General features: G+C 65.2%; 26 protein-coding genes. 13 read left to right on the forward strand and 13 right to left on the reverse strand.

Annotated elements, in window-relative coordinates; all coding sequences use genetic code 11:
- Window positions 1–177, forward strand: a 177-nt coding sequence (locus A3K89_RS25315) for an IS3 family transposase (protein ID WP_157105249.1), incomplete at its 5' end; no start/stop codon positions are given.
- A gap of 132 nt (window positions 178–309) precedes the next feature.
- On the opposite strand, the gene A3K89_RS05425 is transcribed toward A3K89_RS25315, so the two are convergent.
- Window positions 310–1,575 carry a cytochrome P450 gene (locus A3K89_RS05425; protein ID WP_254303440.1) on the reverse strand — a complete coding sequence of 422 codons (1,266 nt, stop codon included), beginning with the start codon at window positions 1,573–1,575 and terminating at the stop codon, window positions 310–312.
- Between the two features lie 141 nt (window positions 1,576–1,716).
- Between A3K89_RS05425 and A3K89_RS05430 the strand changes: the two genes are divergently transcribed.
- Both A3K89_RS05430 and A3K89_RS05435 read left to right on the forward strand, forming a co-directional pair.
- Window positions 1,717–2,856 carry a steroid 3-ketoacyl-CoA thiolase gene (locus tag A3K89_RS05430; RefSeq protein WP_068423017.1) on the forward strand — a complete coding sequence of 380 codons (1,140 nt, stop codon included), beginning with the start codon at window positions 1,717–1,719 and terminating at the stop codon, window positions 2,854–2,856.
- 117 nt (window positions 2,857–2,973) lie between these two features.
- Entirely contained in the window at window positions 2,974–3,390 is a 417-nt protein-coding gene (locus tag A3K89_RS05435; RefSeq protein WP_068423019.1) for a helix-turn-helix domain-containing protein, read from the forward strand.
- On the opposite strand, the gene A3K89_RS05440 is transcribed toward A3K89_RS05435, so the two are convergent.
- Window positions 3,387–3,665, reverse strand: a complete 279-nt coding sequence (locus tag A3K89_RS05440; RefSeq protein ID WP_068423295.1) for a DUF2277 domain-containing protein — start codon at window positions 3,663–3,665, stop codon at window positions 3,387–3,389. The genes A3K89_RS05435 and A3K89_RS05440 overlap by 4 nt on opposite strands.
- 21 nt (window positions 3,666–3,686) lie before the next feature.
- Window positions 3,687–4,259, reverse strand: coding sequence for a TetR/AcrR family transcriptional regulator (locus tag A3K89_RS05445; RefSeq protein WP_068423020.1), 573 nt, complete (start codon window positions 4,257–4,259; stop codon window positions 3,687–3,689).
- Window positions 4,260–4,347: 88 nt separating this feature from the next.
- Here A3K89_RS05445 and A3K89_RS05450 point away from each other — a divergent pair, with 88 nt between their 5' ends.
- Window positions 4,348–5,754, forward strand: a complete 1,407-nt coding sequence (locus A3K89_RS05450) for a cytochrome P450 (protein ID WP_068423021.1) — start codon at window positions 4,348–4,350, stop codon at window positions 5,752–5,754.
- Here A3K89_RS05450 and dinB read toward each other — a convergent pair.
- Window positions 5,740–6,963, reverse strand: coding sequence for a DNA polymerase IV (gene dinB / locus A3K89_RS05455; protein WP_068423022.1), 1,224 nt, complete (start codon window positions 6,961–6,963; stop codon window positions 5,740–5,742). The two genes, A3K89_RS05450 and dinB, sit on opposite strands and share 15 nt — an antisense overlap.
- 123 nt (window positions 6,964–7,086) lie before the next feature.
- Here dinB and A3K89_RS05460 point away from each other — a divergent pair, with 123 nt between their 5' ends.
- The gene (locus A3K89_RS05460; protein WP_068423297.1) at window positions 7,087–8,619 is read left to right on the forward strand and encodes a FadD3 family acyl-CoA ligase; all 1,533 of its coding nucleotides are present in this window, start codon (window positions 7,087–7,089) and stop codon (window positions 8,617–8,619) included.
- 16 nt (window positions 8,620–8,635) lie between these two features.
- Here the strand turns inward: A3K89_RS05460 and A3K89_RS05465 are convergent, their stop codons facing one another.
- From A3K89_RS05465 to hsaA, 5 genes are read right to left on the reverse strand one after another with little or no spacing between them, the layout of a single operon-like run.
- Entirely contained in the window at window positions 8,636–9,592 is a 957-nt protein-coding gene (locus A3K89_RS05465) for an ABC transporter substrate-binding protein (protein WP_206030780.1), read from the reverse strand.
- A 59-nt stretch (window positions 9,593–9,651) separates the two neighbouring features.
- Window positions 9,652–10,203: a 3-hydroxy-9,10-secoandrosta-1,3,5(10)-triene-9,17-dione monooxygenase reductase subunit gene (gene hsaB, locus A3K89_RS05470; RefSeq protein WP_068423028.1), complete on the reverse strand. Its 552-nt coding sequence runs from the start codon at window positions 10,201–10,203 to the stop codon at window positions 9,652–9,654.
- Window positions 10,200–11,102, reverse strand: a complete 903-nt coding sequence (gene hsaC, locus A3K89_RS05475; RefSeq protein ID WP_068423030.1) for an iron-dependent extradiol dioxygenase HsaC — start codon at window positions 11,100–11,102, stop codon at window positions 10,200–10,202. Before hsaC ends, hsaB begins: the two co-directional genes overlap by 4 nt.
- A 3-nt stretch (window positions 11,103–11,105) precedes the next feature.
- A complete protein-coding gene (hsaD, locus tag A3K89_RS05480; protein WP_068423036.1) occupies window positions 11,106–11,984 on the reverse strand; it encodes a 4,5:9,10-diseco-3-hydroxy-5,9,17-trioxoandrosta-1(10),2-diene-4-oate hydrolase in 879 nt (292 codons plus the stop codon).
- Window positions 11,981–13,144, reverse strand: coding sequence for a 3-hydroxy-9,10-secoandrosta-1,3,5(10)-triene-9,17-dione monooxygenase oxygenase subunit (gene hsaA / locus A3K89_RS05485; RefSeq protein ID WP_068423040.1), 1,164 nt, complete (start codon window positions 13,142–13,144; stop codon window positions 11,981–11,983). Before hsaA ends, hsaD begins: the two co-directional genes overlap by 4 nt.
- A gap of 148 nt (window positions 13,145–13,292) precedes the next feature.
- On the opposite strand from hsaA, the gene A3K89_RS05490 reads away from it, so the two are divergent.
- Window positions 13,293–14,423 carry a Rieske 2Fe-2S domain-containing protein gene (locus A3K89_RS05490; protein WP_068423043.1) on the forward strand — a complete coding sequence of 377 codons (1,131 nt, stop codon included), beginning with the start codon at window positions 13,293–13,295 and terminating at the stop codon, window positions 14,421–14,423.
- A complete protein-coding gene (locus A3K89_RS05495; RefSeq protein ID WP_254303441.1) occupies window positions 14,416–14,766 on the forward strand; it encodes a hypothetical protein in 351 nt (116 codons plus the stop codon). The genes A3K89_RS05490 and A3K89_RS05495 overlap by 8 nt, the downstream gene beginning before the upstream one ends.
- 14 nt (window positions 14,767–14,780) lie before the next feature.
- On the opposite strand, the gene dmpG is transcribed toward A3K89_RS05495, so the two are convergent.
- Genes dmpG through A3K89_RS05515 form a run of 4 tightly spaced genes read right to left on the reverse strand, consistent with a single transcriptional unit; the run spans window position 14,781 to window position 19,109 of the window.
- On the reverse strand, window positions 14,781–15,803 hold the full coding sequence (gene dmpG, locus A3K89_RS05500) for a 4-hydroxy-2-oxovalerate aldolase (RefSeq protein ID WP_068423048.1): 1,023 nt from the start codon (window positions 15,801–15,803) through the stop codon (window positions 14,781–14,783).
- On the reverse strand, window positions 15,800–16,705 hold the full coding sequence (locus A3K89_RS05505) for an acetaldehyde dehydrogenase (acetylating) (protein ID WP_068423051.1): 906 nt from the start codon (window positions 16,703–16,705) through the stop codon (window positions 15,800–15,802). The genes dmpG and A3K89_RS05505 overlap by 4 nt, the downstream gene beginning before the upstream one ends.
- 18 nt (window positions 16,706–16,723) lie before the next feature.
- Window positions 16,724–17,509 (reverse strand): 2-keto-4-pentenoate hydratase, encoded by a 786-nt coding sequence (locus tag A3K89_RS05510; protein ID WP_068423054.1) that lies wholly within the window; start codon window positions 17,507–17,509, stop codon window positions 16,724–16,726.
- Entirely contained in the window at window positions 17,484–19,109 is a 1,626-nt protein-coding gene (locus tag A3K89_RS05515) for an FAD-binding protein (RefSeq protein ID WP_254303442.1), read from the reverse strand. Before A3K89_RS05515 ends, A3K89_RS05510 begins: the two co-directional genes overlap by 26 nt.
- 183 nt (window positions 19,110–19,292) lie before the next feature.
- Between A3K89_RS05515 and kstD the strand changes: the two genes are divergently transcribed.
- The 6 genes from kstD to bluB all read left to right on the forward strand — a co-directional run bounded on the left by kstD (window position 19,293) and on the right by bluB (window position 26,969).
- Window positions 19,293–20,969: a 3-oxosteroid 1-dehydrogenase gene (gene kstD, locus A3K89_RS05520; RefSeq protein ID WP_084423612.1), complete on the forward strand. Its 1,677-nt coding sequence runs from the start codon at window positions 19,293–19,295 to the stop codon at window positions 20,967–20,969.
- Window positions 20,966–21,823: a MaoC/PaaZ C-terminal domain-containing protein gene (locus tag A3K89_RS05525; protein WP_068423061.1), complete on the forward strand. Its 858-nt coding sequence runs from the start codon at window positions 20,966–20,968 to the stop codon at window positions 21,821–21,823. The genes kstD and A3K89_RS05525 overlap by 4 nt, the downstream gene beginning before the upstream one ends.
- A 24-nt stretch (window positions 21,824–21,847) precedes the next feature.
- The gene (locus A3K89_RS05530) at window positions 21,848–23,566 is read left to right on the forward strand and encodes a cholesterol oxidase substrate-binding domain-containing protein (RefSeq protein ID WP_068423064.1); all 1,719 of its coding nucleotides are present in this window, start codon (window positions 21,848–21,850) and stop codon (window positions 23,564–23,566) included.
- A gap of 111 nt (window positions 23,567–23,677) precedes the next feature.
- Window positions 23,678–23,938 carry a hypothetical protein gene (locus A3K89_RS05535; RefSeq protein WP_068423066.1) on the forward strand — a complete coding sequence of 87 codons (261 nt, stop codon included), beginning with the start codon at window positions 23,678–23,680 and terminating at the stop codon, window positions 23,936–23,938.
- A gap of 110 nt (window positions 23,939–24,048) precedes the next feature.
- The gene (locus A3K89_RS05540) at window positions 24,049–26,316 is read left to right on the forward strand and encodes a putative bifunctional diguanylate cyclase/phosphodiesterase (RefSeq protein WP_068423069.1); all 2,268 of its coding nucleotides are present in this window, start codon (window positions 24,049–24,051) and stop codon (window positions 26,314–26,316) included.
- A complete protein-coding gene (bluB, locus tag A3K89_RS05545; RefSeq protein ID WP_068423075.1) occupies window positions 26,313–26,969 on the forward strand; it encodes a 5,6-dimethylbenzimidazole synthase in 657 nt (218 codons plus the stop codon). Before A3K89_RS05540 ends, bluB begins: the two co-directional genes overlap by 4 nt.
- The last annotated feature ends 14 nt before the right edge of the window (window positions 26,970–26,983 follow it).

Consider the following 26,983-nt stretch of genomic DNA (forward strand, 5'->3'; position numbering starts at 1 on the left):
GGACCGTGGCGAACGGTCGACGACGTCGAGTTCGCGACGCTCGAATACGTGTGGTGGTACAACCATCAGCGTCTGCACGAAGCGCTCGGTTACATGCCCCCGGCTGAATACGAGACCACCCTGATCGACATCTCACAACCCAGCGAGTCAGCCACCCCGGCCCTCGTAACCGCATAGGAACAAAACCTGGGGTACTTCACATCCGCACCTCATGGGTGTACACCGGACGTCCCATCGCAACCATCCCTCAATGATCAGGCACGTTGCGATGACTGCTTGAGACCGCCTACATTGCCACTCACAGGTGCGCTAGTGCCTGACCGGACATCCACCCGTGTAATCGACCCGAAACTCCTTGACCCCGTTGAGCCATCCGGACCTGAGCCGCCGGGGATCGGCCAACTTGGTGATGTCCGGGATGTTGTCGGCGATCGCGTTGAACATCAGTCCGATCTCCATGCGCGCAAGATTCGCTCCGATGCAGTAGTGCGCACCATGGCCGCCGAATCCGACGTGCGGATTGGGGTTTCGCGTGATGTCGAATCGGTGAGGATCCTCGAACACGTCTTCGTCGAAGTTCGCCGAGCCGTAGAACATCGCAACGCGTTGGCCTGCCTTTATCGTCGTGCCGTTCAGATCGAAGTCCTCGAGGGCGGTGCGCTGGAACGCCGTGATCGGGCTCGCGTAGCGGACGACCTCGTCGGCCGTCGTGTCCGGACGCTCCTTCTTGAACAGTTCCCACTGATCGGGGTTGTCCATGAACGCCGCCATCCCGTGCGTGATCGCATTGCGGGTGGTCTCGTTCCCCGCCACCGCCAGGATGATGACGAAGAAGCCGAATTCCTCTGGCTTCATGTGGTCACCGTCGATGTCGGCGTTGATCAGAGTGGTGATGATGTCGTCTTTCGGACACCGGCGCCGCTCGTCGGCCATCTGATACGCGTAGCCGAGGATCTGCGTCGACGCCTCCACCGGGTCTATGTCGAATTCCGGATCGTCGTACGACGTCATCTCGTTCGACCAGTCGAAGATTTTCTTGCGGTCCTCCTGTGGAATACCGATGAGATCGGCGATGGCCTGCAGAGGAAGCTCCGACGCGACCTCGGTGACGAAGTCACCTGTCGGATTCTGTGCAGCCTTCTTGACGATGACGTCGGCGCGCCGTTCGAGCTCGGCCCGGAGACCGTTGACGGCCTTCGGCGTGAACCCCTTCGACACGAGCTTGCGGGTCTTGGTGTGTTGGGGCGCATCCTGATTCAGCATGACGAAGCGCTGCAGCTCGATCTGCTCGCGCGTGATGTCGTCGTTGAAGCGCGGCAGCGCCGTGTTCTCGCGACTCGAGAAGACATCGCTGCGCTTCGAGATCTCCTTGACGTCCGCGTGCTTGGTGACGACCCAGTAGCCGTCGTCATGAAATCCGCCGATCTCCGGAGACTGCGGACACCACCAGATCGGCGCTGTCCTCCGCAATTCGGCGAATTCCTTCACCGGGATGTGGCTTTCGTAGATGCCGGGATCGGTGGGGTCGAAGTTCTCCGGCAGATCGGGACGCGTGAGGTCCGGTCGTACTGTCACTGGCTCTCCTGACATCTGCAACACGTTCTAGGTTTATTCAAACACAGAGGCATGTGGCACGGAAGAATAATGGTCGACGGCACTTGCACGTCGAAGAGAACGTGTTCTAATTTCGAGAGGCAGGAGGGAAAGGAGTTCACCGTGGGTGATCCCGTCGTCGTCGAGGCCGTCCGCACACCGATCGGCAAGAGAGGAGGCTGGTTGTCGAGCCTGCACGCCGCCGAACTACTCGGGCTCGCGCAACGCGGCGCACTCGACCGGCTCGGACTCGACCCCACGCACAGCGACACTGTCGAACAGGTCATCGGCGGGTGCGTCACCCAGGCCGGCGAGCAGTCGAACAACGTCACCCGCACCGCCTGGCTCCACGCGGGACTTCCGTGGCAGACCGGATGCATGACCGTCGACGCGCAATGCGGTTCCGCGCAGCAGGCCACTCACCTCGTCGCGGGCCTGATCGCAGCAGGCGCGATCGACAGCGGCATGGCATGCGGAGTCGAGTCGATGAGCCGAGTTCCGTTGGGCGTCAATGTCGGCGAGAACGCAGGGCCGCGTCGACCCGAGTCGTGGAACATCGACCTGCCCAATCAGTTCGAGGCCGCCGAACGGATCGCCCGACGCCGCGGCCTCGGTCGCGCCGATCTCGAGGCTCTCGGCGTGCGCTCTCAAGCGTTCGCGAGACGCGCCTGGGACGAGGGTCGGTTCGATCGTGAGGTCCTGCCGGTGGCCGTCGGCGACGAGGTCGTCACCCGCGACCAGGGCCTGCGCGACACGACGACGGAATCGCTGGCGAGGTTGACACCGGTAATGCAGGACGGCCTTCACACGGCCGGGACGTCGTCGCAGATTTCCGACGGGGCCGCGGCGGTGATCTTGATGGACTCGGCACGCGCCGTCGAACTGGGTCTCACCCCGCGGGCGCGGATCGTCGCGCAATGCTTGGTCGGGGCGGAAACCGAGTTTCACCTGGACGGTCCGGTCCAGGCCACGACACGGGTTCTGGAACAGAGTGGCATGAAGATCGGCGATCTGGATCTGTTCGAGGTGAACGAGGCGTTCGCATCGGTTCCGCTGTCCTGGGCGTCGGTTCATCGCCCGGACATGGACAAGGTGAACGTCAACGGCGGGGCGCTGGCGTTGGGCCACCCCGTCGGAAGCACCGGTGCACGACTGCTGACCACCGCGTTGCACGAACTCGAGCGTCGTGACGCGTCGACGGCACTGATCACCATGTGCGCGGGTGGCGCGCTGTCGACGGGGACGATCATCGAACGAGTGTGAAAGCGACCGAAAAGTACGTTCTACGAGCATGTTTCAGCACTGCACAGCGGTTATCCACCGGTTATCATCGAGGTGTCGCATGCACTACGCGTGCGGCCGGTCGAAAGAAGATATCCGATGTCCGCAGACTTCGCGGCCAGACTGAATACGCTGTTCAACACGGTGCACCCGCCGGGCCGCAAACCACATACCAACGCCGAGGTCGCCGACGCATTGGCCGAAGGTGGCCACCAGATCTCCAAGCCGTACATTTCGCAGCTACGCTCCGGGCAACGGACCAATCCGTCCGACGACACCGTGGCCGCGCTCGCCCGCTTCTTCAAGGTCAAGTCCGACTACTTCTTCAACGACATCTACGCGACGAAGGTCGATCGCGACCTCGAGCTCATCACACAGATCGAGGGGTACGGGTTGCGCAGGCTGTCGGCGCGCGCGTTCGACCTGTCCGAGGACTCGCAGAATCTGCTCAGCGCGGTGGCGGAGAAGCTTCGCGTCAGCGAGGGGCTGCCCGAGGTACCGCCGGACAGTACCTAGCTGCTCGCGGCTTTCGCGGCGATGCGCGCCTGCACTTCGGGTCGACGCAGCGGCGGCAGGGTGGGTGGCGGCTGACGACGGTCGGGCAGTGCGTCGAGCAGCCGGTGCGTCGTCGCGGTGACCTCGGCGACCGCCTGTTCGAACGCGTCACGCGTCGCATCGGATGTCTTCTGGACGCCGCTGATCTTGCGGACGTACTGCCTTGCCGCGGCCTCGATCTCCTCGTCGGTCGCATGCGGTTCGAGCCCACGCAGCGTGGTGATGTTTCGGCACATGCCCGCCACGATAGCCCTGCTCTAGCTCGCCAGCAGCCCTTCGAGAGCACGCATGCACAGCGTCTTCACGTCCTCTTCCGTGATTGCCCTGCGGTCCAGCCAGTCGAGGCATACAGCGCGAACGAACGACACCCATCCGCGCAACGCGGACTTCATCAGCTCGGTCTGCAGCTCCGGCGGCAGCGCGGCGAGTATTCGCTGCTGTTGCGTGTCGAACTCGGCCGTCACGATGGCCTGAATCTCGGTGTCGCCCAGTATGGATCCGCGGTTGATCGCCCGGACGCCGTGTTCGTGCTCGGAGGCGTATCGAATGTAGGCATCGAGACCGGCAGCGACCTGTTCGACGACCGGGAGCGACGTGTCCGGCGCCGTGATCTCGAGAATGCGCACGGATTCGACGCGAATGATCTCGGCGAAGAAGTCACGTTTCGACGGGAAGTAGTGATACATCAAGCCCCGCGAGACGCCGGCCAGATCGGCGACCTCCTCGATCCACACGTCGTCGTACGGCCGATCGGCGAAAAGCCGGGATCCGATGTCGAGGAGCTGAGTACGTCGTTCCGTCGGGGACAGCCGCTTACGAGAGGTGGTCATGACGAGTACCGATGCTACTTGACACCGGTTCGACAACGAGTACGTTCGTTGTTGTATCCGAGTTCAATAGGAGCGAAAGGTACTGCCCATGACCACCGACGTCGCTGTTCGTGCACCGTCGCTGCCCCATCCTCCGAAGCGAGTGCCGGTCCTCGGCGACGTTCTCGGTGTGCACGCGTCCACACCCGTCCAGGATTCGATTGCCCTCTCACGTTCGCTCGGACCGATCTTCGAACGCGTCGTCCTCGGGCAACGGTTCGTCATCGTGACCGGCTCCGACCTCGTAGAGGACCTGTGCGACGAGAGTCGGTTCGTCAAACACGTCGCACCCGCAGTCGAGGGCCTGCGTTCGATCGGCGGCGACGCGCTGTTCACGGCGTACTCACACGAGCCCAACTGGCGGAAGGCACACGACCTGCTGCGTCCGGCCTTCGCGCAGAGTGCGATGCGGAGTTACCACGACATCATGGTCGACGTCGCGTCCGATCTGACGCAGCGCTGGCGCGAGCACGGCACCGTCGACGTGTCGTCCGACATGACGAAGCTGACGCTCGACACCATCGGCCGTACCGGATTCAGCTACACGTTCGACTCGTTCACGCGCGACGAGCGGCACCCGTTCGTCGACGCGATGGTGCGTACCCTCACCCACAATCAGCGTCGCGAAATACTGAAACTGCCGATCGTCAGCGATCTGTGGTTCCGACGACGCGACCGGCAGAACGAGGCCGACAAGCAGTACATGGCCGACCTGCTCGACGACATCATCAGGACGCGGCGGGACGGCAGCGGTTCACGCGGGCAGCACGATTTGCTCGACATCATGCTCGACGCCGCCCGCGACGCGGACAACCCCAACGCGCTGAGCGAAGTGAACATCCGCCAGCAGATTCTCACGTTCCTGATCGCCGGCCACGAAACCACGTCCGGTGCATTGTCTTTCGCGCTCTACTACCTGTCCCGTCACCCCGAGATCTTCGCGGCCGCCCGCGCCGAGGTCGACGAGGTCTGGGGCCGCACCACGTCGGGTAGCGACGCCCCCTCGTTCGCGCAGGTACCGAAGCTGCGCCTCGTCCGGCGGATACTCGACGAGACATTGCGCCTGTGGCCGACGGCTCCCGCGTTCGCGCGAGAAGCGCGTCAGGACACCGTCGTCGGCGGAACGTATCCGATGAAGAAGGGCGACTGGGTTCTCGTTCTGATACCCGGACTGCATCGCGATCCGGTGTGGGGACCTAATCCCGACGCGTTCGACCCCGATCGCTTCCGGTCCGACCGTGTGCGTTCGCGGCCCGGCCACGTCTACAAACCGTTCGGCACCGGTGAACGAGCATGCATCGGAAGGCAATTCGCGATCCACGAAGCAGTGCTCGTGCTCGGAACCATCCTGCGGAACTTCGATATACATGCCGATCCGAACTACCGCCTCGTCATCGAGGAACGACTGACCCTCATGCCGAAGAACTTCGAACTGGGCATCTCAATCCGGAAGTAGCGGAACGGACATCCCGGTGTTTCGCCCCAGCAGCACTCCTCTCGTCAGCGCCGTCTTCCCGAATTTGTCGTGCACACCGTCGAGCGCGACATCGAGTGCCGACGCGCTCGGCCCGTCCTGCGGTGCGTCGAACTGAAGCTCGAGTTGCTCGGCGCCGCTGCGTTCGATGTTGGAGACGGTGACGCCGACGAGCGTGATGCCCCGGTCGGCGATGAGTGACCGCGCGTCACGCAGCAGCGTCAACGCGGCATCCTCGATGTCGCGGGTGTCGGCGGTGGCGCGCCGCAGCGTGTGCGATCGGGTGACACGCGTGAAATCGGCGAACCGGAGGCGTAGCACGACGGTGCGCCCGGTGCGGTCGGCCGCCCTCATGCGCCCGGTGACCCGGTCGATCAAGGCGATCAGCGCCGCCTCGACGTCCTGCCGTGACGTCGGGCCGCGCCCCAACGCGTGCTGCGCGCCGATGGAACTGCGCCCGCGATACGTCGTCACCTGCCGCGCATCACGATTATTGGCGAGCGCGTACAGGTGACGGCCTGTGCCCTTGCCCAGAATCGACACGATCGACGCCTCACTGTGCGCGGCCATGTCGCCGACCGTCCTGATGTCGAACGCGTGCAGTTTCTCGGCGGTGACCTTGCCGACGCCCCACAGCCGCTCGATCTTCAGCGGATGCAGGAACTCGAGCTCCCGACCGGGCTCGACGAGCAGTAGGCCGTCCGGCTTACCGACCGCGCTGGCGACCTTGGCCAGGAACTTGGTGCACGCGATACCGACGGTGATAGGGAGACCGACCTGCTCGCGCACGTCCCTGCGCAGGCGTTCGGCGATCTGGACCGGAGCACCCGCGATCTTGCCCAGGCCGCCGACCTCGAGGAATGCCTCGTCGACCGAAATGCCTTCGACCAGCGGCGTGGTGTTGCGGAAGATGTCGAAGACCGCCCGACTGGCTTCGAGATACGCGTCCATCCGAGGGGGAACGACGATGGCATGCGGGCAGAGGGCACGAGCCTGTCCCCCGCTCATCGGCGTCCGCACACCGAAGGCCTTGGCCTCGTAGCTGGCCGCGAGCACGACTCCACCACCGACGAGCACTGGCTTCCCGCGCAACCGAGGATCATCGCGCTGCTCGACGGACGCGTAGAACGAATCGAGGTCGGCATGCATGATGCTGGCCTGCTGCGGTTCGTCGGCGTCGGACACGAACATATGTTCGCACAGGCCACCGACAAGTTCGCCGCGATCGCGCCCTACGACCCGTACCACGCCGGTAACATTCACCAAGCACTTGCTTGTCGCAAGCACCGGGGGAATCTAGTGGAGACAGACGTCATGGACGACACCGAACCGACCACGAGCCCGGCCGCACTACGTCGCGCTGCCGAGAAATTCGCCGATCTCGACGCGGTCGCGGGCGACGGCGTTCGGTGGAGCTTCGGCGACCTGCATCGACAGGTCGCGATCGTCGCGCGCGCGCTCGTCGCACGCAACGTCGGCGCAGGTGACCGCGTCGCCATCTGGGCGCCCAACACCCACCACTGGGTCGCGTCGGCGCTCGCGGTGCACTACGCGGGAGCTGTTCTCGTACCGATCAACACCCGCTACAAGGCCGCGGAAGCCCACGACATCCTGACCCGCAGCCGAGCCGTCGCACTGTTCGTGGCCGGTGAATTCCTCGGTGTCGACCGGTTCGCCGAACTGAAAGCCGTCGGACTTCCCGTGTCGCTGCTGACCGTCGTTCGGCTCGGCGGCGAGGTGCCACAGAACGACACGGCCATTCCGTGGGGCGACCTGCCGTTCCTCGGCGCGGCCGCCACCGAGGAGGCCGTCGAACAGCGGGCCGACGGCGTCACCCCCGACACCGTGTCCGACATCCTGTTCACCTCGGGCACGACGGGCAGAAGCAAAGGCGTCCTCAGCGCGCATCGGCAGCTCGTCGGCGTCGCGCGCGCGTGGGCCGAGTGCGCGACACTCGACTCCGACGACCGTTACCTGGTCGTCAATCCGTTCTTCCACAGTTTCGGGTACAAAGCAGGAATCATCGCCGCTCTGCTGACCGGAGCGTGCGTCGTGCCGCAGTCGGTGTACGACGCCGAGGCCGCGATGGACACCGTGGAACGTGAGCGCATCACCGTCCTGCCCGGCGCGCCCACCATTTTCTCGACGATCCTCGACCATCCGTCTCGTGCGCAGCACGATCTATCGACGCTACGAGTCGCCGTCACCGGTGCCGCCGTCGTGCCGGTCGCGCTCGTCGAACGCATGCAGAACGACCTGAAACTGGACGTCGTCCTGACCGCGTACGGACTCACCGAGGCCGTCGTCGCCACGATGTGCCGCCCGGGCGACGACGCGGAGACCGTCGCGAGAACATCCGGCCGTCGCGTCGCGGACATGGACGTCGCGATCGCGCCGTCCGGAGAGATCCTGCTGCGAGGCCCCAACGTCATGCTCGGATATCTCGACGACGCCTCCGCCACGGCACAGGCGATCGACGAGGACGGGTGGCTGCACACCGGGGACATCGGAACCCTCGACGAGCGTGGGTATCTCACGATCACCGACCGCCTGAAGGACATGTACATTGCCGGCGGCTTCAACGTCTATCCGGCCGAGGTCGAACAGTCGCTCGCCCGGCTGCCGGGTGTCGCTGAGTCCGCGGTCGTCGGAATTCCCGACGACCGTCTCGGCGAGGTCGGCCACGCGTTCGTCGTCCGGACGCAGGGGGCGACACTCACCGCCGACGACGTCATCGCGTACTGCCGCGAGAAGATGGCGAACTTCAAGACGCCGCGCGTCGTCACGTTCCGAGATTCCCTGCCGCGCAACGCAAGCGGCAAGGTTCTCAAGACCGAGCTGCGCTGACGCACCCGAAGGCGCACTACGTGACCTTCTGGGCGCTGCCGATGGCGTCGGCGAGCTGACCGAGCCAGTCGGCGTATTCGGCGTAGGTATTGGGGCGCTTGTCGTCCCAGTCCAGGACCTGCCCGGCGGCAACGGCCGGGAGCGAACCGTAGATGGCCGACTGCGCGAGGACTTCCTTGCCCGCCGGATACTCGAGCATGATGTCCGCCGCGTACTGCGGCACGTTCTCCCAGCTGACCGTTGCCCACGGCGTCTCGCCGCCCGGGCCGGCGAGAGACACACCGAGCTCGTTCAGCAGCTTCAAGACTACGAGGTTCTGCGTTCCGATGTACACACCGGCGTCCGAGACGTTCAGCGGCATCACGGTCAAACCGGGTTTCGACGCGGCCGCGTCCCGTACCCGCTGCTTGGCGGCTTCGAAAGCCTCGCGGTCCGAGGCGATCTCGTCGGAGTCGACGTCGGCGCCCAACGACTGCGCGATGGACCGGTACTGGTTCAGCGTCTCGTCGACGGACACGCTGGTGTTCACACCGACGAACGGTGCGACCGCGGTGATCTGCTCGGCCTGCGACGCTTCCCACCACGTCCAGGACTCGGGCGCGGCAGCCTTCGAGTACCCGATGATCACGTCGGGATCGAGGGTGGCAGCCGCTTCGGTGTCGAAGACAGAGTCGGTCCCGATGAGCGTCATCTCGTCGGCCTGTGCGTTCCCGAGGCCGGACCCGTCGGTGATACCGAATCCGAAGACCCCTGCGGGCCGGACGCCGTAGTCCCACAGCGCGGCTGCGCTGTACGCGTCGACGATGATGCTGTCCGGCCGGCCGTCGGTCGTGACGGTGTTTCCGAACCCGGTCGTGTACGACCATGATTCGGAGCTGGCCGACTCGGCTTCGGCGTCGGCGTCGGATGAGCATCCCGCCGCGGCGAGGGCGAGAACGGCGATGGCAGCGCTGGCGCGCAGGGAGGTCTTCATGAGCACCTCGTAAAGATAGCTTAGGCAAAGCTATGGCGGCTACACCACCCGAAGGCGCACTACAACCACGTATCCGCAGACGTCGAGGTCAGGAATGCCTCCAGGTCGTCGCGCCACGGGGCCGGGACGGTCTTGTCCGGTTCGATTCCGGTGTACTGACCCCGATAGAACAGCAGAGGCCGCTCACCGGTGATCTCGCCGAGCGAGTGCACGCGTCCGACGACGATGACGTGATCGCCTCCGTCGTGGACGGTGTCGACCGTGCAGTCGATGTGCGCGAGCGAGCCCGCGAGAATCGGCGAACCCAACTCGGATCTGCGCCAGTCGATTCCGGCGAACTTGTCCGCCTCTCGTGATCCGAACCGGGCGCACGTCTTCTGCTGCTCTTCACCGAGTACGTTGACGGCGAACGTGCCTGTGCGCTCGATCGCCGCCCAGGACCTCGACCCTTTCGCCGGGCAGAACAGGACGAGCGGAGGGTCGAGCGACAATGCGGCGAACGACTGGCACGCGAACCCAGCGGGCGTGTCGTCGACGATGGTGGTCACGACTGTGATCCCCGTGCAGAACTGGCCGAGGACGGTTCTGAAGACACGAGGATCGATCGTCATGGTCTCGACCCCACCGTGAAGTCGTGTCCCCACAGGCTGACGGCCGTGCTTTCACGTGCCACCCATTTGTCGTCCTCGACTTGTCTTCCTTCGCAGCCGAATTCGACGTCGAACCCGCCTGGCGTCTTCATGTAGAACGACAACATCAGATCGTTGACGTGCCGACCGAGCGTCGCCGACATCGGTACCTTACGCCGCAACGCGCGGTCGAGCGCGAGGCCGACGTCGTCGGAGTTCTCCACCTCGATCATCAGATGCACGATGCCGCTCGGCGTGGGCATCGGTAGGAACGCCAGGCTGTGGTGACGCGGGTTGCACCCGAAGAAGCGCAGCCACGCAGGCGGTCCGTCGGCGGGTCGACCCATCATCTGCGGCGGAAGGCGCATCGAGTCACGCAGCTTGAAGCCCAGCACGTCGCGGTAGAAGCGCAGGGACGCCTCGTCGTCGTCCGTCGACAGCACGACGTGGCCTAGCCCCTGCTCTCCGGTGACGAAGCGATGTCCGTACGGACTGACGACTCGCCGGTGTTCGAGCGCCGCACCGTGAAACGCCTCGAGCGTGTTGCCCGACGGGTCCTCGAACACGATCAGCTCGTCGACGCGCCGGTCCTGCAGTTGCTCGGCAGTCCCCTCCTTGTACGGAACCCCTGCGTTGTCGAGCGCATCTCGGATCTCTTGCAACTCTGCGGCGTTCGCAGTCTCCCACCCGGACACGAGCAGCCGATCCTTCTCGCCGGGCACGATCACCAGTCGCGCCGGAAAGTCGTCCATCCGTAGGTACAGCGCACCGGGTGTCGCACCTTTTCCCTCGACCATCCCCAGCACCTTCAGCCCGTATTCACGCCAGGCAGCCATGTCGGTGGCTTCGACGCGCATGTACGCGAGCGAACGGATTCCCATGACTCAGCTCCCTTCCGTCAGGAACGCCGTTGTCAGACGGTTGAACTCGTCGGCCACCTCGACCTGCGCCCAGTGACCACATCGGCCGAACACGTGCAGTTGAGCACGCGGAATGGTCTTGAGTGCGACCAACGCACCGTCGATCGGGTTGACCCTGTCTTCGCGTCCCCAGATCAGCAGCACGCGCTGGCGCAGCTTGTACGCCTCACGCCACAGCATTCCCTTCTCGTAATCGGCTCCGGCGAAGGACTTTCCCATTGCTTTCATCGCCGCGATCGACTCCGGGGTGGACGCCTGTGCGTAGCGCCGGTCGAGCAGCTCGTCGGTGATCAGCGACTGGTCGTACACCATCACCTTCAGGAACGCCGCGAGCTTCTCCTTGGACGGGCCCGGTGGCGCGGCGAAGTTCCCGAGATTCTTGACCCCTTCGGTCGGATCGGGCGCGAACAGGTTGATGCTCAACCCTCCCGGACCCATGAGCACCAATCTGCCTGCGCGACTCGGAAAGTCGAGGGCGAACCGCACCGCGGTGCCGCCCCCGAGAGAGTTGCCGAGCAGATGCACGCGGTCGATGCCCAGATGGTCGAGCAGATCCTTCAGCGCGGAGCTGCTGTGTACGAAGTACTGCGGATGCTCGGTCGGCTTGTCGGACTCGCCGAACCCGGGCTGATCGACGCACAACACGTGAAACCGCTGGGCAAGAACCGGAATGTTCGTCGCGAAGTTCGACCACCCGGACGCGCCCGGTCCGCCGCCGTGCAGCAGCACGATCGTCGTATCGTTGTGGGCGCCTGCCTCGTGGTAGTGCAACGTCAGATCGTCCCGCACCCGGGCGAACTTCGACGTCGACTCGTACGTCATCTCCTGCACGGTCGCGGTCATACCATCGTGTCCTTCAAAGGAAGTCCGAATTCTCCCCCACCGAACATCTGATACGCCCGCTCCGGGTCGTTCGCCGCGTGGACGCGTCCGGCATGCGCGTCGCGCCAGAAGCGTTGCAGCGGAGCGGAGTTCTGCAATGCCGTCGCGCCGGCGCTTTCGAAGAGTAGGTCGATCGACGCAACGGACCTGCCCGTCGCACGGACCTGATCGCGTCGAGCACGCAGTCGCAGTTCGATCGGAACTTCCTTCCCTGCTTTCAGTAGCGCGTACTCGTCGGCCACATTGCCCGAGAGCTGCCGCCAGGCGGCGTCGATGTCGCTACTCGCCTCGGCGATGCGGACTTTCGCGAACGGGTCGTCCTTGCCGGTCTCGCCGACGAACGCTTTACGCACCCGCTTGCCCTGATGCTCGACGTGCGCCGCGTACGCGCCCTCGGCCATGCCGACGATCGGCGCCGAGATGGTCGTGGGATGAATGGTGCCCCAGGGCATTCGGTAGACCGGCGCGGTGTTTCGTTCGAGCCCCTCGGCAGTACCCTCGTTCATCTTCTTGAAGCTCAATACGCGATAAGACGGCACGAACTTGTCCTCGACGACGACGGTGTTGCTGCCGGTACCGCGAAGACCGACGACGTTCCAGACGTCGTCGATGCGGTAGTCCTCACGCGGGACGAGGAACGTCACGAAGTCGACCGGGCGGCCGTCCTTGATGACGGGACCGCCGAGCATCGCCCACGTCGCATGGTCACATCCGGACGACCACTGCCATGCCCCCGACAACCGGTATCCGCCGTCGGCGACGGTTCCCGCACCCATCGGCGCGTACGACGACGAGATTCGGACGTCGGTGTCCTGACCCCAGACGTCCTCCTGCGCCTGCTGGGGGAACAGTGCGAGGTGCCAGTTGTGCACACCGATGATCGAGCTGACCCAGCCGGTCGAGCCGCACGCACTCGCGATCTTCTTCACCGCCGAATAGAAGAGAACCGGATCCTCCTCGTATCCACCCCACTGCGACGGCTGCAGCAACCGGAAGAATCCCACTTCCTGGAGCGACTTGACCGTGTCGTCGGGGAGCCGTCGTAGATCCTCGGTGTCCTGCGCACGCTCGCGCAGCGTGGGCAGTAGCGCGTCGAGCCTGTCGAAAACCTCGTGAGTCACCTGAGCCGCCTTCCGTGGATTCCGAAGTCAGACTAGAACACGTTACTGCCGACTGTCGAGAACTGGTTCCACCGCTCTCACTAGCGAGTTGTTGCCCTATTCTATAACGTGTTCTACTGAGTGGGACGAGCAGAAGGAAGGCACGCACATGGCCCGAATCCGTGAGATCGACGTCGGCGAGACCCCCACCCGGTATGCCCGCGGCTGGCACTGCCTCGGCCTGACGAAGACCTTCGCCGACGGCACACCACACGCGATTCATGCCTTCGGGACCAAACTCGTGGTGTTCGCGGACTCGTCGGGAAAGATCGTGGTGCTCGACGGCTACTGCCGCCACATGGGCGGCGACCTCACCCAGGGCACGGTCAAGGGCGACGCAATCGCCTGCCCGTTCCACGATTGGCGCTGGGGAGCGAGCGGCAAGTGCACCGAGATTCCCTACGCCCGACGCGTTCCGCCACTCGCAAGAACCCGAACCTGGACGACGCTCGAGCGCAACGGGCAACTGTTCGTCTGGAACGACGCCGAGGGCAATCCGCCGCCCGACGACGTGACCATTCCGCGTATCGACGGCGCGTACAGCGACGACTGGACCGACTGGACGTGGAACTCGATGGTCATCGAGGGCGCGAACTGCCGCGAGATCATCGACAACGTCGTGGACATGGCTCACTTCTTCTACATCCATTACGCATTTCCGACGTACTTCAAGAACGTCTTCGAGGGCCACGTCGCGTCGCAGTATCTGAACACCAAGGGGCGTCCCGACATCGGCATGGCGTCGCAGTACGGGGGTGACACGCTGCTGAAGTCCGAGGCGTCGTACTTCGGGCCGTCGTACATGATCAATCCACTGATCAACATCTACGGGGGATACGAGGTCAGCAGCGTTCTGATCAACTGCCACTACCCGATCGACCAGAACTCGTTCGTGCTGCAGTGGGGAATCACGGTGAAGAAACCGGAGGGGATCGACGACGCGACCGCGACCAAGCTGGCAGAGAAGTTCACCGAAGGAATCAGCGTCGGTTTTCTGCAGGACGTCGAGATCTGGAAGAACAAGACCAAGATCGACAACCCACTGCTCTGCGAGGAGGACGGGCCGGTGTACCAGCTGCGGCGTTGGTACGACCAGTTCTACGTCGACGTCGCGGACATCACCGAGAAGATGACCGCGCGTTTCGAATTCGAGGTCGACACCACCAAGGCCAACGAGGCCTGGCAGCACGAAGTGGAGGAGAACCTGGCGCGGCAGGCGGCGGAGAAGGCAAATGCCTGATCGGCGGGCAGGAGCGGAACGACCCGGGAAGATGTTCTGGGCGAAAGCGCCTGATTTCGCCGACGATCCCAGCCGCGTCGAGGAAATTCACGCGCAGACAATTCGGGACAAGGAGAACTACCTGGACTCGAGGCTCGCACCGGTCGAATGTCGGACGTGCGGGACGTGTGTTCTGGTGCGCAAGAACAGCGTCAAGCAGACCTCGGTGCAGTGGACGTCCAGGCCGTCGGAGACGTGCCCGGTGTTTCGCGAAGCCGGTGACTCCGCGACGCAGGACTCGTGCCCGCGGATGCAGGAGTCGATCGACGCTGCAGTGCTGGTGGGGCGCATCCCATGTGAGTAGAAATGCATAGCGGGCTATGTATTTTCGTGCACGTGCGGCGCAGCCGCCCGCAACTCCAGGGCGATGTCGATCAGCTGATCTTCCTGCCCGCCGACCAACTTTCGCTCTCCGGCGCGCACGAGCAGCTCGGCCGTCGACACCCCGTACCTCTCGGCGTGACGTTCGGCGTGGCGTAGGAAGCTCGAGTAGACCCCGGCGTAGCCCATCATCAGCGCCTGCCGGTCGAGCAAGCACTCCGCGGGCATCACCGGGCGCACGACGTCCTCGGCCGCATCGCAGATCGCGAAGAAGTCGATACCCGTCTCGATTCCGAGTTTGTCGCACACACCGACGAACGCCTCGACGGGCGTATTACCCGCTCCCGCACCGAACCTCCTGGCGCTGCCGTCGATCTGCTGCGCCCCCGCCCGCACCGCACAGATCGAATTGGCCACTGCCAGATCGAGATTCTCGTGCCCGTGGAAGCCGACCTGAGCGTCGTCACCCAACTCCGCGACCAGCGCGGCGACACGATCGGTCACCTGCTCGAGCACGAGAGCCCCCGCCGAATCGACGACGTAGACGCATTGGCAGCCCGCGTCGGCCATGATGCGCGCCTGCTTCGCCAGCACTTCGGGTGGCTGCGAGTGCGCCATCATCAGAAATCCGACGGTCTCGAGTCCGCGGTCACGCGCGAGACCGAAGTGCTGGACGGCGACGTCGGCCTCCGTGCAATGCGTTGCGACGCGGCAGATCGACGCACCGTTACCCTGGGCGGCGACGATGTCGTCCTTGACGCCCAGGCCCGGCAGCATGAGGAACGCGATCTTGGCGTTCTCGGCCGTGGCCGCGGCGACCGAAATAAGTTCCTGCTCGGGTGTTTTCGAAAAACCGTAGTTGAACGACGACCCGCCGAGCCCGTCGCCGTGCGTCACCTCGATGACGGGAACGCCCGCGCCGTCGAGTGCCGAGACGATGGCGCGCGCATCGTCGGCCGTGAACATGTGCCGCTTGTGGTGGGACCCGTCGCGCAGGGACGTGTCGGTCACTCGGATCACGAAATCTTCTCCTTCACGACGTTCTTGGCCACTTCCTCGCCGACGCGCGTCGCCGCCGCCGTCATGATGTCGAGGTTGCCCGCGTACGGGGGCAGGAAGTCGCCCGCACCCTCGACCTCGACGAAGATCGTCACTTTCGCGTACCCACCCGAGATGTCCGACGCGTCGTCGAACTGCGGCTCGTTGAGCAATCGGTACCCGGGCACGTACTCGGCGATGTCGTCGGCCATCCGGTGGATCGATGCGACGATCGCGTCGGTGTCCGCGTCACCCGGAATGGCGCAGAAGATCGTGTCCCGCATGATCATCGGCGGATCAGCTGGGTTCAGGATGATGATCGCCTTCCCACGCCCGGCCCCGCCGATCAGTTCGATGCCTCGACTCGTGGTCTTGGTGAACTCGTCGATGTTCGCCCGTGTCCCGGGCCCCGCGGACAGCGACGCCACCGACGCGACGATCTCGGCATACGGCACGTCCACCACCCGCGACACCGCATGCACCATCGGGATTGTCGCCTGCCCACCGCACGTGATCATGTTGACGTTGGGTGCATCGAGATGTTCGTGCAGGTTGACCAGCGGCACCACCGCGGGCCCGACGGCTGCCGGCGTCAGATCGATCGCACGGATGCCCGCCTCGGCGTAGCGCGGCGCAGCATCGCGATGGACGTACGCCGACGTCGCCTCGAACACCAGATCGGGCTTCTCGTCCTGGGCCAACAACCAGTCGATGCCGTCGGAGCTGGTCTCGAGACCCAGGTCGGCGGCGCGTTTCACTCCTTCACTGGACGGATCGATCCCGATCATCCACCGCGGTTCGACGAATTCCGAACGCTGCAGCTTGTACAGCAAGTCCGTACCGATGTTGCCCGAACCGACGATGGCCGCTGTTGCTGTGGGCACGACGAAACCTCCTACCGATCAATCGAATTCGAGTACGACGGCGCCGAGCCCGGCGAAGTTCGCGCGGAATCGATCGCCCGCCCGCACATCGACGGCCCGCGTGCACGATCCGGGCAGCACGATGTCGCCCTTCTTCAGCCGCACACCGAACCCGTCGACCTTGCGGGCCAACCACGACACCGCGGTCACCGGATTGCCCAGCACCGCGTCGCTCCGCCCCTCCGCGACGCGAAGGTCGTTGCGCAGCAGCACCGCATCGATCGCGGTCAGATCGATGTCCGACGGCGCCACCCGCTGCTCGCCGAGCACGAACCCGGCGGACGACGCGTTGTCGGCAATCGTGTCGGAGAGCCCGATCTTCCAGTCCTTGATCCGACTGTCGATCAGCTCCATCGACGGAGCCACGAACTCGGTCGCCTCCAGCACGTCGTCCGTGGTGCACGACGCACCCGGCAGGTCGGCGCCCAGCACGAACGCCACTTCCACTTCGACGCGGGGGTAGCAGTACCGCGCGGAATCGACCGGACTGTGTTCGAACACTTCCATGTCCGCGAGCAGGTGGCCGTAGTCGGGCTCGTCGACGCCCATCATCTGCTGCATCGCACGCGACGACAGTCCGACCTTGTGCCCCACCACCGCAGCCCCGTCGTCGACGCGTCGTCGAATGTTGATCAGTTGGATCTCGTATGCGTCGACGACGTCGATGTCCGGCTCGTCGCGCGCGATCGGACCGATCGGTGTCCGATTCGTCTCGGCGGCAGCCAATCTGGCCGCGAGTTCAGTGCGCGTCTGCGTCGACAGCATGCCGCTCCCCCATCGCCACGTTGATTCCGGCCCGCCGACCGGAGAAGATGCAGTCCGCGAGCGACAGTCCGCTCACGTACGAGTTCGAACACAGCCCGACGGCCGTGCGGCCCGCGGCGTAGAGGCCTCTGATCGCCTCACCCGCGTCGTCTTTCACTTCGCCTGTGTCCTCGTCGACGACGAGACCGCCGAGCGTGATCATCGGACACGGATTCATCATTCTGCTCAGAGCTCTACCCGCCGGGATGCCCGCGTCGTACACCGTGAACGGCGGTGACGCGATGGGCCGTCGAAAATCGTCGTGCTTACCGAACGGGTCAGGGCTTCCCGACGCGATCGCCGCATTGTGTCGGTCGACCGTCTCACGCAGGCCCCGTGGGTCGATGCCCGCTGCTCGTGCGACCTGCTCGACGGTGCGACCGCGCACTGCAGTGCTGCGCAATCCCGCGTTCTGGACTCGCTGGAACCACATCGCCTGCCGTGGCAGCCGCTTCGCGGCGTCCTTCGCCAGGTCCGCGTCGACGAGCACCCACCCGCGCCCGCGCCCCGTCGTGACGATCGCATGCCCGAGCGCCGCGCCGTACCGTGACTCGTCGACCATGCGTCGACCTGCGCCGTCGATCAGCAACGAACCGAGGAACGGATCGGGTGGCACGATGAACCGCCACGCCGAGACGTTGCCCAATTTCGCAGTGGCAGCACCGATCTCGGCCCCCAGTGCGATACCGCTGCCGTCGTCGCCCGCGGTCCCGAGAGCGAGACCGCCGGTGTAATCCGGCGCGTGCTCTTTCATCATCACGCGATCGGCGACGAACCCGCCCGCACTGAGTACGACGCCGCGGCGCGCCTCGATGCGGACGGTCTCGCTGTACTTCTTCTCGATGTGCGCCAGACGCCTCTCGAGCAGGTAACGAAACTGGGGCACGTAGATTCCAGGCTTCGCGGACAGTGCCCCGAGGACTCGATGCACCCGCCGGATGCGCTCCGGCGCGTCGATCAGCGTGCGGCACTCGACACCGCGAACTCGACCGTCCTCGACGAGGAGATCACACACGCGAGTCTGTGGAAGTAACTGCACGCCCGCATCTTTCGCAGTGCGCGCAAGCGGGCCGAACAACATCTTGCCCGACGTCCCCTTGCCCCTCGCGCGATGACCACGCGGCGCGGGCGTCGCGACGGCACGAAATCGGCCCGCCGCTTCGCTGCCCGAGTAGTACAGATAGTGGCGATTGCTCGGATAGGACGTCTTGTACGGACACAGCGTCGGTGAGAACGGCACCCCGCGCGCCGACAGCCAGTCGATCGTCGCGGCGCTTCCGTCGCAGAACCGTCGAAGGGTCTCCGGCGTCACCGCGTCACCGATCTCCTCGGCGAGGTATGCGTACATGTCGTCGACGGAATCCTCGACGCCCGCCTCTCGTTGCACGGCGGTGCCGCCACCCGCGTAGACGACCCCGCCCGAGATGGCGCTCGCACCGCCGCCCGCATACCGATCGACGGCGACGACGTCGGCACCGGCTTCGGCGGCCTCGAGGGCGGCCGCAACACCGGCGGCGCCGTACCCGACGATCACGACGTCGGCGTGCAGATTCCAGGTCACCGACTCACCTCCCGATATCTGGGTCGTTCCTGCAGGCTCCACTCCCGGCATCTGGGTCGTTCCTGCAGGCTCCACTCCTGGCCTCGAAACTGTAACGTGTTTTTGTTCCGACGCCGAGAAGGACGGATTCTTCCTGGCAGAAAGCATGGACTGGCGCGTGTTCAATTCTATAACGTGTTCTACATGATCACGGAGGATTACGACATCGTCGTCGTCGGCAGCGGCGCCGGAGGTATGACGGCCGCACTGACCGCGGCACACCGCGGACTGAGCGTCGTCGTCGTGGAGAAGGCGTCGCACTTCGGCGGCTCGACAGCTCGTTCCGGCGGAGGCGTGTGGATCCCGGGCAACGAGGCGCTGGAGGCGGACGGCGTCGACGACACTCCGGAAGCCGCGCGGGAGTACCTGCACTCCATCATCGGCGACGTCGTGTCCAAGGAACGAATCGACACCTATCTGGAACGCGGGCCGGAGATGCTGAGCTTCGTCCTGAGGCATTCCCCACTGAGAATGCAGTGGGTGCCCGGTTATTCGGACTACTACCCGGAGGCGCCGGGCGGCCGCGTCGGCGGGCGTTCGGTCGAACCCACCCCGTTCGACGCGTCGTGCCTGGGCCCGATGATCGAGCAGCTCGAGCCCGACTACGGCAAGGCCCCTCTGAATGTCGTGCTCACCCAGGCCGATTACCGAACGATCAACCTTCTGCGACGCCATCCCAGCGGCATCGCGCGGGTGGGCCGCGTCGGAATGCGTTGGCTTCGAGCCAAACTCACGGGACAGCATCTCCTCGGGCGCGGCCAGGCGTTGGCCGCAGCTCTGCGAGCAGGTCTGCTCGACGCCGGCGTGCCGGTTCTGCTCGGCACCGCGATGACCGATCTCGTCGTCGAGGACGGACAGGTGCGCGGAACCGTCTGCGGCGAGCGAACTTTCATGGCTCGGAAAGGCGTCGTCCTCGCGTCGGGAGGATTCGAACACAACGAGGAGATGCGCACGAAGTACCAGCGTCAACCCATCGGAACCGAGTGGACCGTGGGCGCGAAAGCCAACACCGGCGACGGTATCCGCGCAGGGCAGAAACTCGGAGCAGCAACCGATCTGATGGACGACGCGTGGTGGGGACCGTCGATACCCCTCACCGGCGGCCCGTGGTTCTGCATCGCCGAACGCACGCTACCGGGCGGCATCATGGTGAACGCATCGGGACGCCGGTTCCTCAACGAGGCCGCCCCGTACGTCGAGGCGGTGCATCGGATGTACGGCGGCGAGTACGGCGTCGGCGACGGGCCGGGCGAGAACATTCCGACGTGGATGATCATCGACCAGCGCTACCGCGACCGCTACATATTCGCCGGACTGCAACCAAAGAAGCGTTTCCCGTCCCGCTGGCTGAAAGCCGGGGTGGTGGTCGAGGGGTCCACCATCACCGAACTCGCGGAGAAAACGGGTCTTCCAGCCGAGAACCTGACCGCAACGATCCAGCGCTTCAACGGTTTCGCGCGCACCGGCGTCGACGAGGACTTCGGACGCGGCGACAGTGGCTACGACAAGTACTACGGGGACCCGACCAACACACCGAACCCCAGCCTCGGAGCGCTCGACAAACCACCGTTCTACGCGGTGAAGATGGTGCCCGGCGATCTCGGCACCAAGGGCGGACTCGTCACCGACGCGGACGCTCGCGTTCTTCGGGACGACGGCAGCGTCATCGACGGGCTGTATGCCGTCGGCAATGCCAGCGCGCCGGTCATGGGTCACACCTACGCCGGGCCCGGCGCGACGATCGGGCCTGCGATGACGTTCGCGTACCTCGCGGTCCTCGACATGGCGGGACGGGACATGGCAGGAAGGGATCACCGGTGATCGATCCGTCGGTCGCGATCGGCGCCGAGCTGCCGGCGCAGCACTTCTCGTGGACCGCGCGCGATGTGCAGACCTATCACCTCGCACTCGGTGCGGGCAGTCGACCGACCGACGGCGACGAACTGCACTACCTCGACGACGCCGGGCCACAGGTGCTTCCGACGTTCGCGACCGTCGCGGCGACCTTCCATGCGACGGATGCGCCGCGCGTGCAGTTTCCTGGCATCGACATCGACTTGGCGAAGGTGGTGCACGGAACACAGGAGATCACCGCGCTCGGCGCGATACCGCCTGCAGGAGAGGCGTGTTCGATCACCCGGATCACCGAGGTATGGGACAAGGGCAAGGCCGCGGTGATCGTGCAGGAAACGACCACGACCACTCTCGACGGAATCGCCCTGTGGCGTGCACGGTCGTCGATCTTCGCCCGAGGAGAAGGCGGCTTCGGCGGCGAGCGAGGACCGTCGCCGTCGGTCGCCGTGCCGAATCGCGAAGCGGATGTCGTGCTCGACGTGCCGACCCTTCCCCAGCAGGCATTGATGTACCGCATGTGCGGAGACCGCAATCCGCTGCACTCCGACCCCGAGTTCGCGCTGGCCGCAGGGTTTCCCGCGCCGATACTGCACGGCCTGTGCACCTACGGCATGGTCTGCAAGGCCGTCACCGACGGCGTACTCGGTGGCGACGCCGGAGCCGTCGAGCATTTCGGGGCCAAGTTCGCCGGCGTCGTCTACCCCGGCGAGACGCTGACGTGCCGAATCTGGGACGACGACGGTCGCTACCTGGCCCATGTGACCGTCCGTGACCGCGGCGACGCACCCGCCCTGACCGATGTCGTGACGACCACCCGCTGACACCTACCGATCGGACGCCACACCATGCCCGAGCTCACCCGTCGCCAATTCATCGCCGCAGGCGCAGGCGCCGTCGCCCTCACGTCCGTGATGCGCGCGGTACCCGTCGACGCCGCCCCGTTCGGTAGCTCCGACGCGACTCTCCCTGCGCCACCGAACTTTCCTCCCGGCATTCCTCTGTACCAACAGCGGTACCAGAACTGGTCCAAGGAAATCGTGCGCGATGCCGTGTGGACGTGCTCACCGACGACGCCGGACGACGTTGTCACACTTGCCAACTGGGCGCATGCCCATGGGTATCGGATTCGGCCGCGAGGCGCGATGCACGGCTGGACCCCGTTGACGATCGTGAACGGAGAGAACCTCGACCGCATCGTCCTCGTGGACACGACGGTTCATCTGAACGGCGTCGCCGTCGACCCGTCGGCCTCGACGGTCACCGCAGGGGCGGGCGCCACGATCGAGGCGATGCTTCAGCAGCTCGAGGACAACGGACTGGGGTGGGTCAGCGTCCCTGCGCCTGGCGTGTTGACCGTCGCGGGAGCGCTGGCCGTCGACGCGCACGGTGCCGCCGTCCCGGCCGACGGTGAAACACCCACTCCCGGAACGACGTACGGGTCGCTGAGCAATCTCGTCACCTCGCTGACGGCGGTCGTGTGGGACGGAACCGCGTACGCGCTGCGGACGTTCGACCGGTCGGATCCCGAGATCACACCCCTGCTCACCCATCTCGGGCGCGCTTTCCTGACCTCGGTGACGATGCAGGCCGGAGCCAACACCCGTCTGCGATGCCAGAGCTACACCGACATTCCGTGGCGTGGGATGTTCTCTGCGCCAGCGGCTTCGGGACGTACCTTCGAAAGCTATCTGAATCGAACCGGACGCGTCGAAGCGATCTGGTACCCGTTCACCGAGAACCCGTGGCTCAAGGTGTGGTCCGTCAGCCCGACGAAGCCGCCGGAGTCGCGAGAAGTGAACGGCCCGTACAACTATCCGTTCTCCGACAACCTGCCGGAGGCTGCATCCGATCTCATCGGGCAGTTGACTGCCGGAAACACCTTCATAGCGCCGGCTTTCGGTCAGGTCTACTACGGAACGACGGTGGCGGGCTTGGCCGCAACGGGGTCGTCGGACCTGTGGGGCTGGGCGAAAGACCTCCAGTTCTACATCAAACCGAGCACACTGCTGCTCACCGAGGGTGGCGGCGCCGTCATCACGAGTCGCGGACGCGTCGCACAGGTGGTACACGACTTCGCCGAGTGGTTCCACGAACGCGTCACGTACTACCAGTCCATCGGGCAGTACCCGATCAACGGACCCGTCGAGATCCGGTGCTGCGGTATGGACGACCCGGCCGACGTCGTCGTCGACTCCGCGGGCCCGCCGACCATCTCCGCGATGCGTCCGCGTCCGGATCATCCCGAGTGGGACACCGCGGTGTGGCTCAACGTCCTGGGCGTTCCTGGCACGCCGGGTATGTTCGCGTTCTACCGGGAGATGGAACAGTGGATGCGCTCGTACTACACCGGGTGGGCCACCTTCCGCCCCGAGTGGTCCAAGGGATGGGCATTCGGTGCGGAACTGCCGTACCAGGATCGAACCGTCATCGGCACCACCCTGCCGAACACCTACCGCGAGGGCGTCCCGGCGTCGGAGAACTGGGACACCGCCCGCGCCACCTTCGACTCGCTCGATCCGCACCGGATCTACAGCAACACCTTCATCGACCAGTTGCTGCCGTAGTGCGTGTGGCAGGGTGGGCACTTCCCCACCCTTAGGTCTCTTCCGACTCGGCCGCAGAAGGTGAAACGTCGGACGTGCACCACCGAACCACCTCACGAAGGACTGTTTCCCATGCGCTCCACCATCGCCGCGGTCGCGATCGTCGCGAGTTCGCTCGCTGTCGGGTCGGGCATCGCAGGCGCGACAGAAGTCCATTCGACGTCGACGCAGGACGGCAACGCCGTCTACATCACCACCGGTCCGTCCGACCGCTGCCAGTCGTTCGCCGACGACGCCAACCGTGCCCTGTCGTCCGGTGACAGCGCGGGCGCTCGGCAGATCGCCGACTCCGCGCAGGCACAGGACTGCACGCTGATGCTCGTCGTCCCCTAGAACTGCCACCCACCCACATCGATGGACCGCCACAGCCGGTAGACGACTACCGCGCGCCATCGATGCCGGTATCTCCCCGTCGTGACTCCCGATAGGGAAGGATGCACCGGGTGAGATGGTGGTGGTACCCGGCGCTGGGAACGAGTGCGTGCGTCGGATACTTCGTTCTCCCTGCAGGCAGCGTGTCCGCGTCGATCTACCTCGTGGTCGCAGTGTCCTCGGTGATCGCGACGATCATCGGCATCAGGGTCAATCGGCCGACATCGGTTCGAGCATGGTCGTCGATCGCAGCTGGGATCGGACTGTGGGCACTCGGTGACGCCACCTACTACTGGACCTCCGAGACGACGGGAACGGTACCTGTGCCGTCGGCGGCGGATCCCGTGTATCTCGTCGGGTACGCGTTTCTCGCGGCCGGACTGTTCTGCCTGGTTCACACGGGATGGAGACGCGGCGAACTGAGCCACGTCGCGAACAGCAGCATCGTCATGATCGCTTTCGGGCTCCTGATGTGGGTGTTCGTCGTCGATTACGACGCCGTCGACGTATCCACAGCCGCCGGAATCGTCGGGGTCGTCTACCCGGCGATGAGCGTGTTCCTACTCGGCCTGCTCGTGCATTTCATCGGCGGCATCCAGTGGCGCAGCGCGTCGTTCCGGTTGCTGACCGCGGCGCTCCTCGCGACCATGCTCGCCGACATCGCGTCGAGTGTCGCGTCGGTGGCGAGTTCGCGCAACGCAAGCGCGTGGGCCGAAGCCGGATATCTGGCCTTCTACGTTCTCGCCGGCGCCGCCGCGCTACATCCGTCGATGCGCACGCTCGTACCGTATGCGCGAACCGCGGGTTCGTCGACGCGTCTCGCCGCGTCCTTCAACGCGCCCGCCGTCGCCGTATTGACGTTGGCCGCACTCGTGCCGCCGGTCGCCATGGCGCTTCTGCTGTACCGCGGCACACCCATCGTCGAATGGGGTTGGGGCATCGTGCTGTGCGCCTCCCTGCTGGTGTGCCTCGTGTTCGTTCGAGTGATCGACCTGCTGCGGTTGCTGCACCAACAGACACAGTCGCTTCGGTCCGTCGCGGAGACCGACACACTGACCGGGCTGCTCAACCGCCGTGGCCTGCAGGTGTGGATGGACACTCCACGGCACACGACGAAGCGTCTCGCGCTGCTGCTTCTCGACATCGATCGGTTCCAGGAAATCAACGACACGTTCGGACCCGAGATCAGCGACGAGGTCCTGTGCGTCGTCGCCGACCGCCTCGTGAGCGCCGTCGGGAGCCGTGGAGCGATCGGACGCGTCGGCGCCGACGAATTCGCCCTGGCCCTGCGCGCCGACGAACGTGAAGCCATGGCGATCGCGGAGTCGATGATCCGATCGCTGAGGGAGTCCGTCGCCGTCCGCCACACCACGCTGCTCGTCGAAGCGAGCGTCGGCGTCGCGTTCGCACACGACGACCCCAGCAGCGGCGACGCAGGCTCCGACGGGTTGATTCAGCGCGCACGTCTCGCAGTGCATTCGGCCAAGACGGTCCAACCGCGCATCGCCCGGTACGACACCTCGATGGATCGAGACAACAGCACGCAGCTGCTCTTGCTCAGCGACCTGACCGCTGCGCTCGACGCAGGACACCTCGAGCTGTACTACCAACCGCAGGTCGACCTGCAGACCATGGCCACGACGGGCGTCGAGGCGCTCCTCCGGTGGAACGACCCCGACCGCGGCGTCATGGAACCTCACCGGTTCCTCCCGATGGCCGAACGCACCGGTCTGATTCGGCCGCTCGCCGAATTCGTTCTCACCGAGGCGCTTTCGCAGCGGCAGCAGTGGAGTCGGAGCGGTCTCGACGTCACCGTGTCGATCAACCTGTCCACCCGCAATCTGCTCGACACCGAGCTGATCGACCAGGTCCGTCGGGCTTTGTCCGTCACCGACAGTCGCGGCGAAAACCTGACGATCGAGATCACCGAGACCGTTGCAATGGCAGATCCGCCCGTCGCGATCGAGGCGATGCACGGTCTTCGGGAACTGGGCGTCACCCTCGCGATCGACGACTACGGCACCGGATACAGCTCGCTCGCCTATCTTCAGCGCCTGCCGGTACAGCAGTTGAAGATCGACAAGACCTTCGTCCGAGACATCGATTCGACTCTCGCGCATCGCGTCATCGTGCAGTCGACGATCGACCTCGCCCGCACCCTCGGGCTCACCGTGACGGCGGAGGGCGTCGAGAACCGTGAGACGCTGCTCGAACTACGCTCGATGCAGTGCACCACCGCACAGGGATATCACCTCGGACATCCGGTTCCCGGCAACGAGATCCCGGCACGCGTGGCCGCATTGCACGGTGAACTGAAGGAACTGGCGACACGACCATGACCGACTTGTCTTCCCCGTCCCCGATGTCTCTGTACTCGGCCATCGCCTCGCGCCGCGACGTGAGAGCCGAATTCAGCGGAGACCGCATCGACGACGGCGTCCTCCGGCGCATTCTGTCGGCGGCGCACCAGGCTCCCAGTGTCGGCAACACGCAACCATGGGACTTCGTCGTCGTCCGCTCATCCGACACGTTGTCGACGTTCGCGACACACGTGCAGGAACAGAGGTGCGCATTCGCCGACTCGCTCCCTCCGGATCGACGCGCGACGTTCGACCCGATCCGAATCGAAGGCATCGAGACGAGTGGCACCGGCATCGTCGTCACTTACGATCCGTCGCGCGGTGGTCGACACGTACTCGGGCGCGCTACCGTCGACGACACCGGATTGTTCTCGGCGGTGCTCGCCATCGAGAATCTGTGGCTCGCAGCCGTTGCCGAGTCCATCGGCGTCGGCTGGGTGTCGTTCTACGACGAGGCGTTCCTGACCGAGCTGCTCGACATCCCCGATCCCGTGAGGCCGATCGCGTGGTTGTGCGTCGGACCGGTCACCGAGCTTCAGCGCGTCCCCGATCTCGAGCGGTTCGGGTGGCGACGCGGTCGCCCGCTCGACGACGCCATACATCACGAGAAGTACCGCGGCGAGTCGCACTGAGTCGGATCGGCGCA

It is taken from the genome of Rhodococcoides kyotonense (assembly GCF_001645385.1).
GTDB classification, from domain to species: domain Bacteria; phylum Actinomycetota; class Actinomycetes; order Mycobacteriales; family Mycobacteriaceae; genus Rhodococcoides; species Rhodococcoides kyotonensis_B.